Consider the following 15,345-nt stretch of genomic DNA (forward strand, 5'->3'; position numbering starts at 1 on the left):
AATTAAGTGACATGGAAAAGTACGTAGTAAACAACCGTCAACAAACTAATGGTGATCATGAGGTGCACAGGGAAGGATGTCGGTATTTTCCTTCCGACTACCAGTATCTTGGAGAACACTATGGTTGTGGCACAGCCGTAGCTAAAGCAAGGCAAATCTACCCAACCGCTAATGGTTGCAAGACTTGCAGTAATGCCTGCCATACTAGCTAATTTATGGATGTATTACCCAAATACTAAAAGCTGATTTCGGGATGAGATCAGCTTTTTACTTTCCCTAGAAACACCCAAATTTACCGGACCATTAACATTTTCATTGCCTGTTTGTATAATTTTGGGCATCTTGTGACAGCTTTTACCAAGGGAGTCTTTTTGAACTGAAAGCGTTTGTTGTTTGATGTCTTGCCCATTTTTCCACTTTACATTGGAGTATACTCATAAACAAGGTCTTATAAAATTGTTAAATGATTTTGGAGCTATATGGATCACTCCTATTTGGAAAATAATGGGTAATGTCATGATGACTTCTGGTAAAGGGCATTCATTAATATATAGTTGATACCATTTATATGAATACTGCCGTACATAATAAATTAGTTTCCTTTATCTGGTCCATTGCCGATGATTGTTTGAGAGATGTCTATGTTCGTGGGAAGTACCGGGATGTGATCCTGCCCATGGTGGTGCTGAGAAGACTGGATGCCCTCTTGGAACCTACCAAGGAGGCGGTAATGGAGGAGTTGGCCTTCCAGCGGGATGAGGCGGGTTTTACCGAATGGGATGAAGGTGGACTGATCGATGCCAGTGGCTATGTGTTTTATAATACCAGCGAATGGACCTTGATGCGGCTGTACCAGACGGCTACCAATAGCCAGCAGATCCTGCAGGCCAATTTTGAGGAATATTTAAATGGCTTTAGCCCCAATGTCAAGGAGATTATTGAGAAGTTTAAGCTGAAAAGCCAAATCAGGCATATGGCCAGCAAAGATGTCTTGCTGGATGTCTTGGAAAAGTTTACCTCACCTTATATCAACCTGACCCCTTTTGATAAAGAAGATCCTGATGGACGTAAGTTGCCACCACTTAGCAATTTGGGTATGGGCTATGTCTTTGAGGAGCTGATCAGGAAATTTAACGAGGAAAATAATGAGGAGGCCGGGGAGCACTTTACGCCCCGTGAGGTGATTGACCTGATGACGCATATTGTTTTTGAGCCTATTAAAAACAATTTACCCCAGGTCATGACCATCTATGACCCGGCCTGTGGATCAGGAGGTATGCTGACCGAATCCCAAAATTTCATTAAGGATGAGGAAGGCGAAATCCGAGCCATCGGGGATGTCTATCTCTATGGCAAGGAAATCAATGACGAGACCTATGCCATCTGTAAATCGGATATGATGATCAAGGGCAATGATCCCAAAAACATCCGGGTAGGTTCGACCCTGTCCACTGATGAGTTTGCCGGGACCACCTTTGATTTTATGCTTTCCAATCCGCCTTATGGCAAGTCCTGGAATTCTGATCTGAAAAATATCAAAGACGGAAAAGATATTATTGATCCCCGGTTTATTCTGCCATTAACCGATTATTGGGGAAATACTGCCGAGGTAGATGCTACGCCAAGGTCTTCTGATGGGCAGCTGCTGTTTTTGATGGAAATGGTCAGTAAGATGAAACCGCTTCGCCAAAGCCCTTTGGGCTCTAGAATTGCTTCGGTTCATAATGGTTCCAGTCTATTTACCGGGGATGCAGGAAGTGGGGAAAGCAATATCCGCCGCTATATCATTGAAAATGATTTATTGGAGGGTATTATCCAGCTGCCCAATAACCTTTTCTACAATACGGGCATCACCACCTATATCTGGTTGCTTACCAATCATAAGCCTAAGGAGCGACAGGGAAAGGTCATTCTTATCGATGCTTCCCAGCGCTTTGCGAAGCTGCGCAAAAACCTAGGGGCCAAGAACTGTGAACTGACCTCCGCACATATCAAAGAAATTCCCCGCTAGGCGTAGTCACAGCCCCTACCGGGTGTAGTATAGCCTTTGGTGGTGACTGGGTGAAGTATGCCACTTCACCCTATTATCCTGGGAATTTGTAATTCCCGTTTCCGGATAAATTGCTAAAATGACAAGTAGAGGATATGTTCATTTGACTACCTATTTGCTAACCTCCATGCTGAAAACACTTTCCATTGGCACTTTTGGTCATTCTTTTGCATCGGCTTTTTGACTTGGTGGTACCGGAGCAGCGAATGGAAGTAGCCCTGGGGTGGGGTGAGTGAAAATTACATTTTTAAATGACCATGCTTTTCCTCTTTAAATCCGAGCATATTTTTCCTAAAAATTGTATATTCGAAATTCACATTTTTTACCAACAACTAGTAAATGAAGTTTAACGAGGATTCAAGAGTTAAGATCCCTTCATTGATCCATCTTACCCGACTGGGCTACAATTATTTATCATTGAAGGATTGCAGATGGGATATCAATACGAATATTTTTCCTGAGATTTTTAAGGAGGGCGTAAGTAAGATCAATCCAGAATCCGATGAGGAAGAAATAAGTCGTTATTTGCAGGATACCCTTTTGAGCTTGGATAACGAGGATCTTGGCAAGGCATTTTATGAGAAGCTAACCGCTAGATCTGGGATCAAGCTGATCGATTTTGAGAATTTTGATAATAATACCTTTAATGTGGTCACGGAACTTCCCTGCAAAAACGGTGATGATGAGTTTAGACCTGATATCACATTGCTGATTAATGGTATGCCGCTGGTATTTATCGAAGTCAAGAAGCCCAATAATAGGGAGGGGATCATTGCAGAAAGAAATAGGATCAATAGTCGTTTTGGTAATAAGAAATTTAGGCGTTTTGTCAACATCACCCAGCTGATGGTCTTTTCCAATAATATGGAATATGATGATGAATCACCGGAACCTATTCAAGGGGCTTTTTATGCTTCACCCTCTTATAGCAAACCCATCTTTAACTACTTCAGAGAGGAGGAAGAATTTGACATTGACAACCTTTTGCTTACTGAAAATGAGGAAATAGAGAATTTTATCTTAAAGGATAACAACCTGGTTATCATCAAGCACAACCCTGAATTCCAAACCAATAAAAACCCGAATACACCTACCAATAGACTATCTACTTCGCTTTTCAGCAAAGAGCGCTTAGCTTTTATGCTTCGGTATTCCATTGCCTATGTCAAGGAGAGCAGAGGTTTGGAAAAGCATGTGATGCGCTACCCTCAGATTTTTGCGACAAAAGCCATTGCTAATAAACTGGATGAAGGGATTAAAAAGGGCATTATCTGGCATACTCAAGGGAGCGGGAAAACTGCCTTGACCTATTATAATGTCAAGCATTTGACCGATTACTATCAGCGGAAATCGGTGGTACCCAAGTTCTATTTTATCGTAGATCGTTTGGATCTATTGATTCAGGCTAAGAGGGAGTTTTCAAGTCGTGGCTTGATCGTACACAGTGTGAATTCAAGGGAGGAGTTTGCCAGAGAGATCAAAAAGACCACTGCTATACATAATCACTCAGGCAAACCGGAAATTACTGTGGTCAATATCCAGAAGTTCAAGGATGATCCCCAGGTGATTTCAAAAAATGATTATGATATCAATATCCAAAGGGTTTACTTCTTAGACGAGGTTCATCGCAGCTATAATCCCAAAGGAAGCTTCTTGGCCAATCTGAAGGAGTCAGATGGTAATGCCGTGAAAATTGGCTTGACTGGTACGCCACTCCTGGGGACTGACTATAATTCCAAAGCCTTGTTTGGAGGCTATATCCATAAGTATTATTACAATGCTTCCATAGCCGATGGTTATACTTTGCGCTTGATCCGTGAAGAGATATCCACTAACTATAAGATGGTGCTGGAAGAAGCCTTGAAAGAGGTGGAAGTTTTGAAGGGAGATGTGGATAAAAGACTTATTTTTGCACACCGAAAGTTCGTGGAGCCTATGCTGGAATACATCATTGAGGACTTCCAGAACAGTAGGATCACCTTTAATGATGATAGTGTAGGGGCCATGGTGGTTTGCGACAGTTCCGAGCAGGCCAAGGAAATGTACCAGATCTTTGAGGAAAAGTATGCCCCTAAAGAGATCGAAAAGGTGGAAAGAGCAGAGGCAGCAGAAGATGAAGGACCGTATAAAAAATCTAATAAACAAAAATCAAAGGTGCGGACTGCTGCGCTAATTCTTCATGATATTGGTGATAAAGAGGAGCGCAAAGATTTGGTAGAGGAATATAAGGCCGGAAAGATTGATATTCTGTTTGTTTATAATATGCTACTGACGGGCTTTGATGCCAAGCGCCTGAAAAAGCTTTATCTAGGCAGGGTTATCAAAAGGCATAATTTGCTTCAAACACTGACCAGGGTAAACCGGACGTATAAGGACTTCCGTTATGGTTATGTGGTGGACTTTGCCGATATCCGTGCTGAGTTTGACGCTACGAATAGAGCTTATTTTGATGAGCTACAGGATGAGCTAGGAGATGAAATGGAGCATTATTCCAATCTCTTCAAATCCAAAGAGGAGATAGAGGAAGAAATAGGCGATATCAGGGAGTTGTTATTTCGATTTGACACAGATAATGCCGAGGTATTTTCACAGCAGATTAGCCAGATCAGCGACATCAAGCAGATGCAGGAAATTACCAAATCCTTGTCAGATGCCCGAAGCCTCTATAACCTGATCCGATTATTTGGACATTATGACCTCTTGGAAAAGGTCGATTTCCAAAAGTTGAACTTATTGTACAGGGAAGCTCAGAATCATTTGGACTTGCTTCATCAAAAGGAGAATCTGGAAAATGAAGCGGATACTTCAAACCTGCTAAATGCAGCCTTGGAGGATATGGTCTTTATGTTTACCAAGGTAGGGGAAGAAGAACTGGTACTGGCAGATGAACTTAAAACCACCTTGCGTACCACTCGTGAAGCCTTGGAAAGGAACTTTGACAAGAAGGACCCTTACTTTATTTCACTTAAGGAAGAGCTGGAACGTTTGTTCAAAAGTAAAAAGCTCAGCGAGGTAAACCAGGAGGAGATGAAGGTCAATATCGATAGCCTGAGGAAAATCCACGAGCGGATCAAAGAACTGAACAGAGAAAATAATTTGCTAAAGTCCAAATATCAAAAGGACGAGAAATATGCCCGTATCCATAAGCGGATCAAGGAAAAAGGAGGGATTACTCAAAAGGAAAGCCAATTGTTTGATGCATTACAATTGATCAAAGCGGAAGCAGATGAAACGGTATTGCAAAATACCCGCATCCTGAATAATGAAAGTTATTTTGACCAGATGATGGTCAAGATGGTGATCAATAAATTTGTCAAAGAACAAAAAATCAAGCTAGACGCTGCCTCTACCAAGTACATCAATGGACTGGTAGTAAAAGAATATATGAATGAGTTTAACGGAGTAAGTGCATGACATCCATAGATTTTCAAAACAAAACCAAGGAATTAATTGATAGCCTAAAGGCTGTTTGTGCCCAATATGGCCTAGGAAATGATGGGAATGAGTTTAAGATCATTACCCAGGTATTTCTTTACAAATTTATGAATGACAAGTTCGCCTATGAACTGAAGCAAATCGATGAATCATTGGCGAAATCGGAAAACTGGGAGCAGGTAGTTAGTGACTTTTCGGAAGATGATTATGAGATGCTCTTATTGCAGTTGGATGCAGCTACCGCCAAACTTAGGCCTCATCACTTTATTTCCCATTTGTTTAAGATTCAGGCCCAAGCAGACTTTGCCAAGACCTTTGATGATACTTTAAGGGATATTGCTATTTCCAATACGGATATATTTTCCGTGAAAACAGCTGGAGGAGCCAAGGTCACCTTATTTGATCGGCTAAGTGAATACATTTCTGATACTTCACAGCGGGATGATTTCTGTAGGGCCCTGATCAATAAGTTGACAGGTTTTAGCTTTGAACATATCTTTAATCAGAAGTTTGATTTCTACGCAACGATCTTTGAGTACCTGATCAAGGATTACAATAGCAATAGTGGGGGAAAATATGCAGAATACTTTACACCCCATGCGGTAGCCAAGATCATGGCAGCCATTATGGTACCGGAGGAAGAGCAAGGTCAATTGAAAAATAAGACCTGCTATGATCCCAGTGCGGGGTCCGGGACCTTACTGATGAACATTGCCCATGCCATTGGGGAGGATCGATGCACCATTTATTCCCAGGATATTTCCCAAAAGTCTTCCAGTCTATTGCGCCTGAACCTAATCCTGAATAACCTGGTACATTCCATTCAAAATATCATTAAGGGTAATACCCTACTTGATCCTTATCATAAGGATGAAAATGGAAACCTGGCCAAGTTTGATTATATCGTGTCTAATCCTCCCTTTAAGCTGGACTTCTCAGACATCCGGGAAGATTTAGATACCAAGGAAAACCATGAACGCTTTTTTGCAGGGATTGCCAAAGTGCCCAAAAAGGCCAAGGATAAGATGGCTATCTATCCTTTATTTATTCAGCATATTATGTACAGTCTGAATAAAGGAGGGAAAGCAGCTGTGGTGGTGCCTACTGGATTTATTACGGCCCAAAGTGGGATCGATAAGAAAATCAGGGAGCGTTTGGTGGAACAAAAGATGCTGGCAGGAGTAGTAAGCATGCCGAGTAATATCTTTGCCAATACAGGCACCAATGTTTCTATACTCTTTATCGATGATAGCAATAAGGAAGAGGTGGTGCTGATCGATGCATCCAATTTGGGAGAAACCATCAAGGATGGCAAAAACCAAAAAACGGTACTGACCGAGCAGGAAGAAGATAAGATTATCAAGACCTTTAATCAGAAAGAGGCAGTGGATGATTTTTCTGTGGTAGTTACCTATGAGGAGATCAAAGCCAAAAATTACAGCTTTAGTGCAGGCCAGTACTTCGAAGTAAAGATCGTATATGTGGATATCACCCATGAGGAGTTTGAGGCCAAAATGAAGGACTTTAAAAGCAATTTAAGTCGGCTTTTTGCTGAGTCAGATAAATTAGGTAATGAAATATTGAGTTACCTAGAGAGAGCGGAATATGAATAGGAAATCATTATTTGAGATTGCGGAAATAATAATGGGGCAATCTCCAAAAGGAGAGTATTGCAATAAGGATAGAAATGGTGTTCCATTATTAAATGGGCCTACAGAATTTGGAATACATTATCCAATTCCTAATCAATTCACAATAAAGGGCAATAAATTTTCCAAAAAAGGAGATATTCTATTTTGTGTAAGAGGTTCGACTACAGGTAGAATGAATTTGGCAGATCGAAAATATGCATTGGGAAGAGGGCTAGCTTCAATCCGGCACATTAAAGGTGAGGATTACACACATTTTCTTAAATATCTGATACAATTAAATTTAAGTTCTTTATTAAAATCAACGAGTGGATCTACATTCCCTAATTTAACAAGAGAAATTCTTAATTCATTCAAATTTACCCTTCCAGAAGAAAAGGATCAATTATTGATCAGTTCCTTATTAAAGGTGATGGATGTCAAAATAGACCTTAACAACCGCATCAATGCAGAGTTGGAACAGATGGCCAAGACCTTGTACGATTACTGGTTTGTACAGTTTGATTTCCCCATTTCTGAAGAATATGCCAAGTCCATTGGCAAGCCAGAACTGACAGGAAAACCTTATAAATCCTCCGGTGGAAAAATGGTCTATAACCAGGAACTAAAGCGGGAGATTCCTGAGGGGTGGGAGGTGAGTAAAATCGGAAAATTTCTAAAAACAGAATTAGGAGGAACCCCTTCAACAAAAGTGGATTCGTTTTGGGTAGGAGATATTCCGTGGCTAAGTTCTGGTGAGATAGCTAATTTTCCAATCATTGAAGCAGAAGAACATATATCAATTGATGGAGTAAACAACTCTGCAACTACTTTAATGCCAATTGGAACATGTGTCATTTCAATAACTCGTCACTTAAGGCCTTCTATTTTAGCTATAAAAGCCTGTGCAAACCAATCAGTAGTAGGGATATATGAATCTGAAATTTACAAATCGTCGTTTATTTACCCATATTTAAAAAACGAGATACCTCGTTATATGTCCTTACGAACAGGGGCACAACAGCCACATATTAATAAAGGTACAATTGACAAATCACCAATTGTACTGCCCCCTAACAATATTTTATTGAATTATTATGATGTAGCTGATGGACTATATAATATGATAATAAATAGATCTTTTGAGAATAAAGAACTAATCACTTTACGAGACTGGCTTTTACCTATGCTAATGAATGGACAGGTTACAGTAAGGGATGCGGAGGAAAGCGTTTATAATCTTAATGTTGCTGCTGAGCCAGAAGTGGGGTATGGGAAGCAATAATTTTTTGAATGATTGAATTTTTGTAATGGCAAAGTTATATGAAATAGATTCTTGGAGTGAACAGCTATGGTGGAATACGGGTGGTACTAGGGATAAGAAGATCTACCAAAATCCGGAAGATGGGACGATTTATTATTTCAAACAGTCCTATAGGAAGGGTAAAATGGACTATCAACATGAATTTTGGTCCGAGATCATTGCTTACGAAGTAGGGGAGTTTTTGGGCTTTGATGTATTGCCTTACCATATTGCCCTTAGAAATGAGGTGGTAGGTTGTATTTCTAAATCAATGATAGACCCAGAATCAGAGGAATTAGTGGAGGGGGGAAAATATCTACAAGCCTTTGATCATACCTTTAAGCCAGAGGATTCCAACACTAGAAGCCGATATAATTTTGATTTAATCATTAAGGCCCTTTCTTCATTTGATCTTCCCCAATACACACAGAATATTATCAATATTATTGTTTTTGACGCCCTGATAGGGAATAGTGATCGCCATCAGGAAAATTGGGCTGTTATTAATGAGCATTCAATGATGACAAAAACCTTATCCGAAGTACGAAAGGATTATGAAAAAGATCAGTTTAAAGCATATCCATATATTTATAAAAAAATCTATAATTTTTTTTATACCAAGAAAGGTAAGATTAGGAAGGAAGTTGAACATGCTCAATTAATGTTACCAAAGGAAACTCGTTTTGCACAGATTTATGACAGTGGTTGTTGTTTTGGGAGGGAATTATTGGATGAAAAGGTTAGCATCTTATTAAGAGATGACAAAGCATTAAACAAGTACATCGATAAAGGAAAATCTGAAATACATTGGGAAGGAAAAAAAGTTAACCATTTTGAGTTGGTGACATCTATTTTGGAGGATGAGGAATTGAAACCTATGGTTTTAAAGTCATTGGAAGAAATGGTCAAGCGATTTGATAAAAAGAAAATAGAACAAATTGTTAATAATATTGATCAAGAACTTGTCAAAATGGGCAATCCAAAAATATTACCTACAGATAGGAAAGAGATGATTATTAAATTACTAATTTTGCGGTTCAGAAAACTTGAAGCGATATACCAATCCAATAAATGAGAGAAATCGGGCATATTTATTTAACCTGGAGAGAAGGGCAAGGAAAAAGGCGATACATAGTAGGTGTTTTGAAGAGAAATGCTACTGAGGGTGTGTCTTTTAGGTACTTGAAAGAGGAGGTTGAAAAAGCTGCAAAGGATGGTTTCTCCCCTTATACGGAATTTCCTGATGTCAAAAAGGAGTATAAGCAGGGAGTATTGGAATCCTTTGGGCAGCGGATCATGAAATCTGAAAGGGCTGATATAAAGGACTTCTATGATTTTTGGGAAATAGACCCTAAGTATAAAGAAGACAAATATTATATGTTGGCCCATACCCAAGGTTTGAATCCTACTGATAATTTTGAGTTTTTGGCAGAATACAACCCGATAAAGGATTTACGCTTCCTTACTGATTTAGCAAGCTTAAGCAAACTTAAACTTGAACCAAATACAGTTAAGACTGGAGATGAATTGACCTATCAATTAGAACCTAAAAATCCTCGAGACAGCTTTGCGGTAAAGGTTCTAAAAGGAGACAAGGAAGTCGGTTATATTAAGCGTATACACTCGAAGGTATTTCATAGAAGTAAGTGGCCACTGAAAATAAAAGTAAAAGCGGTGGAGCAGAATGGAACTATCAAAAGGATATTTGTAAAGGTCTGTGCTTAAAATGGCACAGACTTTTTTTTATTACTGACCTCTTTAAAAATTGGATATGACCCGAATTAAAGGAGTCTTACAATTCTTATCCGCAGTTGGTTTTAAGTCAAGTGTAGGTTCCATATCATAGCTATCGAAAGCTTTGGCACCGGCATATCGAAAAGGCATGCTTATACTGCTGAAAGAGGGTTGGAAAGCATCTGAATTTGAAGATAATCATAACTTTGCAGTTATCCTTCGGCGCCCATGAACGTTGACCGATCATGATCCCGACCATGATACCGACCATGATAGGATATTTATTAAAAGAGAATCTCTGATTGGGTATGAGTATGCCACTTCAACCTTTTATCCTGGGAATTTTTTATATTCCTATTTCTGGATTTCATAGTTGTCTCTAGGTTGTAGAAAAAAATATAACATTTCAAAGAATTAATTTACCTGAGGGTAACGTATCCCCAAGACATCCCCTAAGTAGATGGTAGAAAGATGCTAGGGAGATGGGGGGAGAGGGAAGTTTAATCGGTTAATTGTTGAACCTGCCTTGCGGCAGCCAGGCTGTCGAATCGGGGAATTGAGGAATTGTGAATTGGGAGGGTGGGTAGTTCGGTAAGGGCGTAAAGTGTGTGTTGACTGTTGGAGATGAGATTGCATTGGAATGAAGGATAAAAGTAGCTGAGTCAGAGACTCAGTTTTAGGTGGTCCTGCACCTGTGCGCCGTGGCGTAGCTCAGCTGGCAGGACAACAGATTGTTTATTGGAGATGAGATTGCCTGCCCTCCGGAAGGCGGGCTTCTCCCGGTCAACCGGGATCGCAATGACGAGGTTTGGGGAAGGAGCTTTAGAGGGAGTAAAGAGGAAACATAGAGGGGACATCGAGGAGACGTCGTGGGAACGTCTAGGGAACGTCCAAATTTTATTTGGTGGTTTTTGAAGGAAGAAAGGGTAGTGGCTTGGGATAGTTGATTGAAGAGCTAGCCTTATCAGTTATCGATTAATTTTTTTACTTGTTGATGGAGAAGTGGAAGGTCTTTGGAAATGATCCCCCAAATAATGATATCGTCCACATTGTCTCATAAGCATGGATTACCCAATTTCTAAGATTGACTATTCTCCTGGCATCAGAAATTTCGATGTCCGGTTGGATTTTTAATAGACGGTTGGTAGCTTCTCCTATTATTTCCATTTCCCGCTCTACTGCCCTTCGCAAAAGTTTATTGGATTCATATGCTTTGAAATCCCTTTGATCACCAAGAAACTCATTGATGGTTTCGATGGAGGTAGCAATATCCAAAAGGTATTTTTTGACATTATGCTGCATATAGAAGCTGCTTAGTTTTTTCCACTCCCTCAATAAAGTATGGATTGCTGAGTGACCTTTCTGTAATCAGGTCGACTTTTCTGGAGAATAGATATTCTAGCTCTTCATGAAGACCAAAGTAATTATCTGTGTATTTTTCGAAGGGTAATTCTTTAAAAGCAATTAATATGTCTATATCACTTGATTCATTAAATTGATCAGTAGAAGCTGATCCAAAAATATGCATGGTTTTTATTTCGTACTTTTTGCACAAAGCGATCAGTGCCTGCTGGTTGTTTTTTATTAAGTCCACCATATCGTAAAAGTTTAACTCAAATATAAGCAATAAAGTTTTAACTGAATAGTTGGTTATTGTTGCTTAGCATAGTAATTACCTCTTAAACGAGAGTGCCTGCCTTGCAAGCTGGCTACTCGCTAAAAATAGTCACTGACTGTTTTCTTTACGCTCGTCCCCCTATGGATGCTCCCATGCCTAGTATACCTCTAGTATACTATACGTTTACTTTTGGCTAAATTCTTAGAAACTATGGTACTTTTTGGGGAGGGTTTTATGGAAGATATACCCTATGTGGGGTATTTTATTTATTTTGGGGATTGTTTAGTTTTAGAAGAGGGATATTCGCAATGTTTATAGACTCGTTACCTTTCAAATGAAATAAAAATGAAAGAACAATTCAATAGAGAGTTTTTACCTAGAGAAATCGTGCTCAAACTGGTCAGGGATTTTGGTGCTGAACAATTTGAACAAAAAATAAATTTAATCAAGGATTATACTCGAACCATTAAATCATCATTTGACAGCAGGGTCTTTAAAACCAGATATAACAATGAAATCGGATTTATTTACTGGGAGGCTCAACAATATGAATCGGCAATTCCATTTTTTAGAAAGGCGATAGAAAATCTAAATCCTGAAGATGCTCCATTTCTTTATTTCCATATTATCGGACTTTTAATCAGATGCAACAGACATATTAATAACTATTCAGCATCTTTTACCTGGGTAGACCGGGCAATAAATAATTTAGATGCTGCTGAATCGTCATTTCAAAGATTGAATATTCTTGGAGAGTATACCGATTTATTAAATGAGACTAATGAGAAATTTGATTATGACCCAAAAATGATTCTTCAAATAATTGAGGATTTGGGATTTCCCAAACAAATATACAATCCGAAAGAAACTATTGATTCAATGCGTCGGACTAACAAAATATGGAACAGAAAACTTTCTGAAATTGAGCTAATGGGCAAAACAGATAAAGATTCATTAATCAGTATTTATATACAGTTTAAAAAAGATTGTCCAATCAAATGGTATTGTGGTTACGCGGATGAAAAAATTAAAAGGATAAAAAATAACAGTTAACCCTGGTCTGGATGGAGTATGTTACTCTATCGTACTATCGTTGGAATTTGTAATTCGTGTTTCCTGATTTTATAGTTGTCGCAAGTTTATTAATGTATATAATATTTCCAAGAAATAATTTACCTGAAGGCAAGGTATCCCCAAGACAACCCCTAAGTGTCTACAAGGGAAGTACTAAGTAGTAGTAAAGAGGAGACATAGAGGGAACATTGAGGAGGCGTCGTGGGGACGTCTAGGGAACGTCCAAATTTTATTTCGTGGTTATCTTATGTTCTTTTATTCAGGGATAGAATAGTTTTAATGGTCTTCATGAATGCTCTGCATTTCTCCCGAAAGCTTTCGGGACAGGCTATTGATGAAAAGAACCAAATCCCGATAGCTATCGGGACTGGCCCGTGGAGCCTCCCGCCACGGCGGGCAAGATATCCAAATTGAGAAAATTTGGTTACCGATAACAATTCAATTGCCTCAATTTAATTTTGTGCCACTTGCTGTTGGCTAAAAATGAGTGGATCTAGCTCGCCCACTTCGCGAGCTAACTCATTTTTTTAACGCCCCCGTCAACTGTCCCAAAACCGAATGCTCCAAAGGCCAATTAATGGAATTTCGATGAGTATTTCGTTTCTTCAGGGAAAAGGAGGTAATAAAGGGAAGGTGTAGTTGGAATGTCTAGGGAAGGTCCAAACTTTATCTCATTGTGTTATAAATAGCTGATTAGTAATGATTGGGAATGTTTAAACACTTTTCGTGAAATTCACTAACTTTGTAATATGAAGGAAAAGAAAGACGATATCACTAGACAGATAGAAAACTTCAAACGTAAGATGAAGTCACAAATGCCTAAAATAAGGAAGGAAATTAAGGTATATGAAAATAACGTGGCTATGGGAATCCAAAACAAACATCCTCAAATAGCTCCTCAATTTAAATAATTCATGCCTCAACTTTTAGTAATTGCTGGATGTAATGGAGCTGGCAAATCTTCTTTTTCACAAGTTTTATCTCCTGATGCGGTAGAAGTGTTTGATTATGACAAACATTATTTGCGCATTTACCAATCGCTAATCCCTACTGAATTTCAAGAAACGATGGCGCATAATATGGCTTTTGGGGAGTTGGAAAAACAAATCCAAGAGGCAATAGACCGGCGTCAATCATTTTCTTATGAAACTAATTTCAACTCTACTCCATTACATTGGCCAGCAGTCTTTAAAAAGAATCATTATGAGGTGAATATGATCTATTTCTGCTTGGATTCAATTGCTGAAGCAAAGAGAAGGGTGGCCATAAGAGTGGAAAATAATGGACATTATGTTCCTGATGCTGAGATAGAGAAAAGATTCAGAGAGGGATATGCCAATTTAAACAAGCATTTCGAATTTTTTGACAACCTACATTTGTTCAACAGTTCATTTTATAATAGGACTCCCCAATATTGTGTTTCGTTTCAAAAGGGGAAACTAATTAAAAAAGACCATCTGCCTCATTTTTTTAAAGATGTAATTCCCGCATTATATTCAGCAAGTTGATGAATAGTTGAGACTAGCTGAATTAGCCAATGCCCATAATATCCTGGGAATTTGTAATTCACGTTATGTAGAACGAATTTAGTTCTCGTGAGTAAGTAGTAGTAAAGAGGAGACATAGAGGGAACGCCGAGGAGACGTCGTGGAAACGTCTAGGGAACGTCCCAATTTTAATTGGTGGTTTGGTAGCAGGCTCATATGGATGCTCGGATGTCTAGTAGAGGCCCAGTGTCCATCCAAGATATAAATGAAGTATTAGGTCCAACGGAAGCGAGTAATAATCAAGTTTAAGAAAAAATAAAATACACTTTTCGATATTATATAATGACTCAAACTGAATTAATCATTTTAAATTTTAAAGAAATAAGGCGCAGAAGCATAGCACTCTGGCAGGGACTCCCCAAAAGTCATTATAACTGGAAACCTGATGAAAATGCCATGACTGCAATTGAAATGGTTAGGCACGTCCTGGAAGCTGACTACGGTTGGAATATTATCATTAATAATGGTGATATGTCAACCTACAGCACTCCTTGTGAGAATAGGCCATTTCAGAGTGTTGAGGATGAGCTTGAATTTGCCAAACCGCATCGAGAAATATTTCTAAATAGTGTACAGAAGTTTTCAGACAAAGAGCTTATTGACACTAAAATTATTCATCCCGGTAATGGGGAATTAAAACCACTCGGACAATATTTATTACGAATAGGTTATCATGAATCTGTCCACGCGGGGCAATTAATTTCGTACCTGAGAGGAATGGGAGTAGAGCGACCATTTATTTGGGATTAATTTCTAAAAATTACAGTTAACAAAATCTATATGCAAGTGGTCAGGCAGGGATGAAATGATAAACTATTAACTAACTTTGGAGGGTATGGGAAGGTCTTAATTTTATATGTGTATCCGTAAGAGTGCACGTAATAAAATATGACAATACGTGTCATTAAATTTCAAGGTATCAGGATAGTTGTTTTCTTGCATAAAAACAAGAAAAG

Annotated in this window: 13 protein-coding genes; 11 read left to right on the top strand and 2 right to left on the bottom strand. The window is 38.9% G+C overall.

Features of this window, described 5'->3' with window-relative positions:
* The first annotated feature begins 11 nt into the window (after window positions 1-11).
* From KZP23_RS15755 to KZP23_RS15785, 7 genes are all read left to right on the top strand, one after another.
* Window positions 12-212: a hypothetical protein gene (locus tag KZP23_RS15755; protein WP_226332747.1), complete on the top strand. Its 201-nt coding sequence runs from the start codon at window positions 12-14 to the stop codon at window positions 210-212.
* A 356-nt stretch (window positions 213-568) separates the two neighbouring features.
* Window positions 569-2,011 carry an HsdM family class I SAM-dependent methyltransferase gene (locus tag KZP23_RS15760; RefSeq protein ID WP_226332748.1) on the top strand — a complete coding sequence of 481 codons (1,443 nt, stop codon included), beginning with the start codon at window positions 569-571 and terminating at the stop codon, window positions 2,009-2,011.
* A gap of 378 nt (window positions 2,012-2,389) precedes the next feature.
* Complete coding sequence (locus KZP23_RS15765) at window positions 2,390-5,464, top strand: type I restriction endonuclease subunit R (protein ID WP_226332749.1); 3,075 nt, start codon at window positions 2,390-2,392, stop codon at window positions 5,462-5,464.
* A complete protein-coding gene (locus KZP23_RS15770) occupies window positions 5,461-7,098 on the top strand; it encodes an HsdM family class I SAM-dependent methyltransferase (RefSeq protein WP_226332750.1) in 1,638 nt (545 codons plus the stop codon). The genes KZP23_RS15765 and KZP23_RS15770 overlap by 4 nt, the downstream gene beginning before the upstream one ends.
* Complete coding sequence (locus tag KZP23_RS15775; RefSeq protein ID WP_226332751.1) at window positions 7,091-8,398, top strand: restriction endonuclease subunit S; 1,308 nt, start codon at window positions 7,091-7,093, stop codon at window positions 8,396-8,398. Before KZP23_RS15770 ends, KZP23_RS15775 begins: the two co-directional genes overlap by 8 nt.
* A 25-nt stretch (window positions 8,399-8,423) precedes the next feature.
* Window positions 8,424-9,491, top strand: coding sequence for a HipA domain-containing protein (locus tag KZP23_RS15780; protein WP_226332752.1), 1,068 nt, complete (start codon window positions 8,424-8,426; stop codon window positions 9,489-9,491).
* On the top strand, window positions 9,488-10,141 hold the full coding sequence (locus KZP23_RS15785; RefSeq protein ID WP_226332753.1) for an HIRAN domain-containing protein: 654 nt from the start codon (window positions 9,488-9,490) through the stop codon (window positions 10,139-10,141). Before KZP23_RS15780 ends, KZP23_RS15785 begins: the two co-directional genes overlap by 4 nt.
* Window positions 10,142-11,134: 993 nt before the next feature.
* Here the strand turns inward: KZP23_RS15785 and KZP23_RS15790 are convergent.
* Together KZP23_RS15790 and KZP23_RS15795 are read right to left on the bottom strand one after the other, a co-directional pair.
* The gene (locus KZP23_RS15790; RefSeq protein ID WP_226332754.1) at window positions 11,135-11,452 is read right to left on the bottom strand and encodes a HepT-like ribonuclease domain-containing protein; all 318 of its coding nucleotides are present in this window, start codon (window positions 11,450-11,452) and stop codon (window positions 11,135-11,137) included.
* Window positions 11,442-11,747 carry a nucleotidyltransferase family protein gene (locus KZP23_RS15795; protein WP_226332755.1) on the bottom strand — a complete coding sequence of 102 codons (306 nt, stop codon included), beginning with the start codon at window positions 11,745-11,747 and terminating at the stop codon, window positions 11,442-11,444. The genes KZP23_RS15790 and KZP23_RS15795 overlap by 11 nt, the downstream gene beginning before the upstream one ends.
* A gap of 366 nt (window positions 11,748-12,113) precedes the next feature.
* Between KZP23_RS15795 and KZP23_RS15800 the strand changes: the two genes are divergently transcribed.
* The 4 genes from KZP23_RS15800 to KZP23_RS15815 all read left to right on the top strand — a co-directional run bounded on the left by KZP23_RS15800 (window position 12,114) and on the right by KZP23_RS15815 (window position 15,139).
* Window positions 12,114-12,821, top strand: a complete 708-nt coding sequence (locus tag KZP23_RS15800) for a tetratricopeptide repeat protein (protein WP_226332756.1) — start codon at window positions 12,114-12,116, stop codon at window positions 12,819-12,821.
* A 770-nt stretch (window positions 12,822-13,591) separates the two neighbouring features.
* Complete coding sequence (locus KZP23_RS15805) at window positions 13,592-13,753, top strand: hypothetical protein (protein ID WP_226332757.1); 162 nt, start codon at window positions 13,592-13,594, stop codon at window positions 13,751-13,753.
* Between the two features lie 3 nt (window positions 13,754-13,756).
* Window positions 13,757-14,350 (top strand): zeta toxin family protein, encoded by a 594-nt coding sequence (locus KZP23_RS15810; protein WP_226332758.1) that lies wholly within the window; start codon window positions 13,757-13,759, stop codon window positions 14,348-14,350.
* Between the two features lie 321 nt (window positions 14,351-14,671).
* Complete coding sequence (locus KZP23_RS15815; protein ID WP_226332759.1) at window positions 14,672-15,139, top strand: DinB family protein; 468 nt, start codon at window positions 14,672-14,674, stop codon at window positions 15,137-15,139.
* Window positions 15,140-15,345 lie beyond the last annotated feature (206 nt).

Source organism: Echinicola marina, from assembly GCF_020463795.1.
Lineage (GTDB): Bacteria > Bacteroidota > Bacteroidia > Cytophagales > Cyclobacteriaceae > Echinicola > Echinicola marina.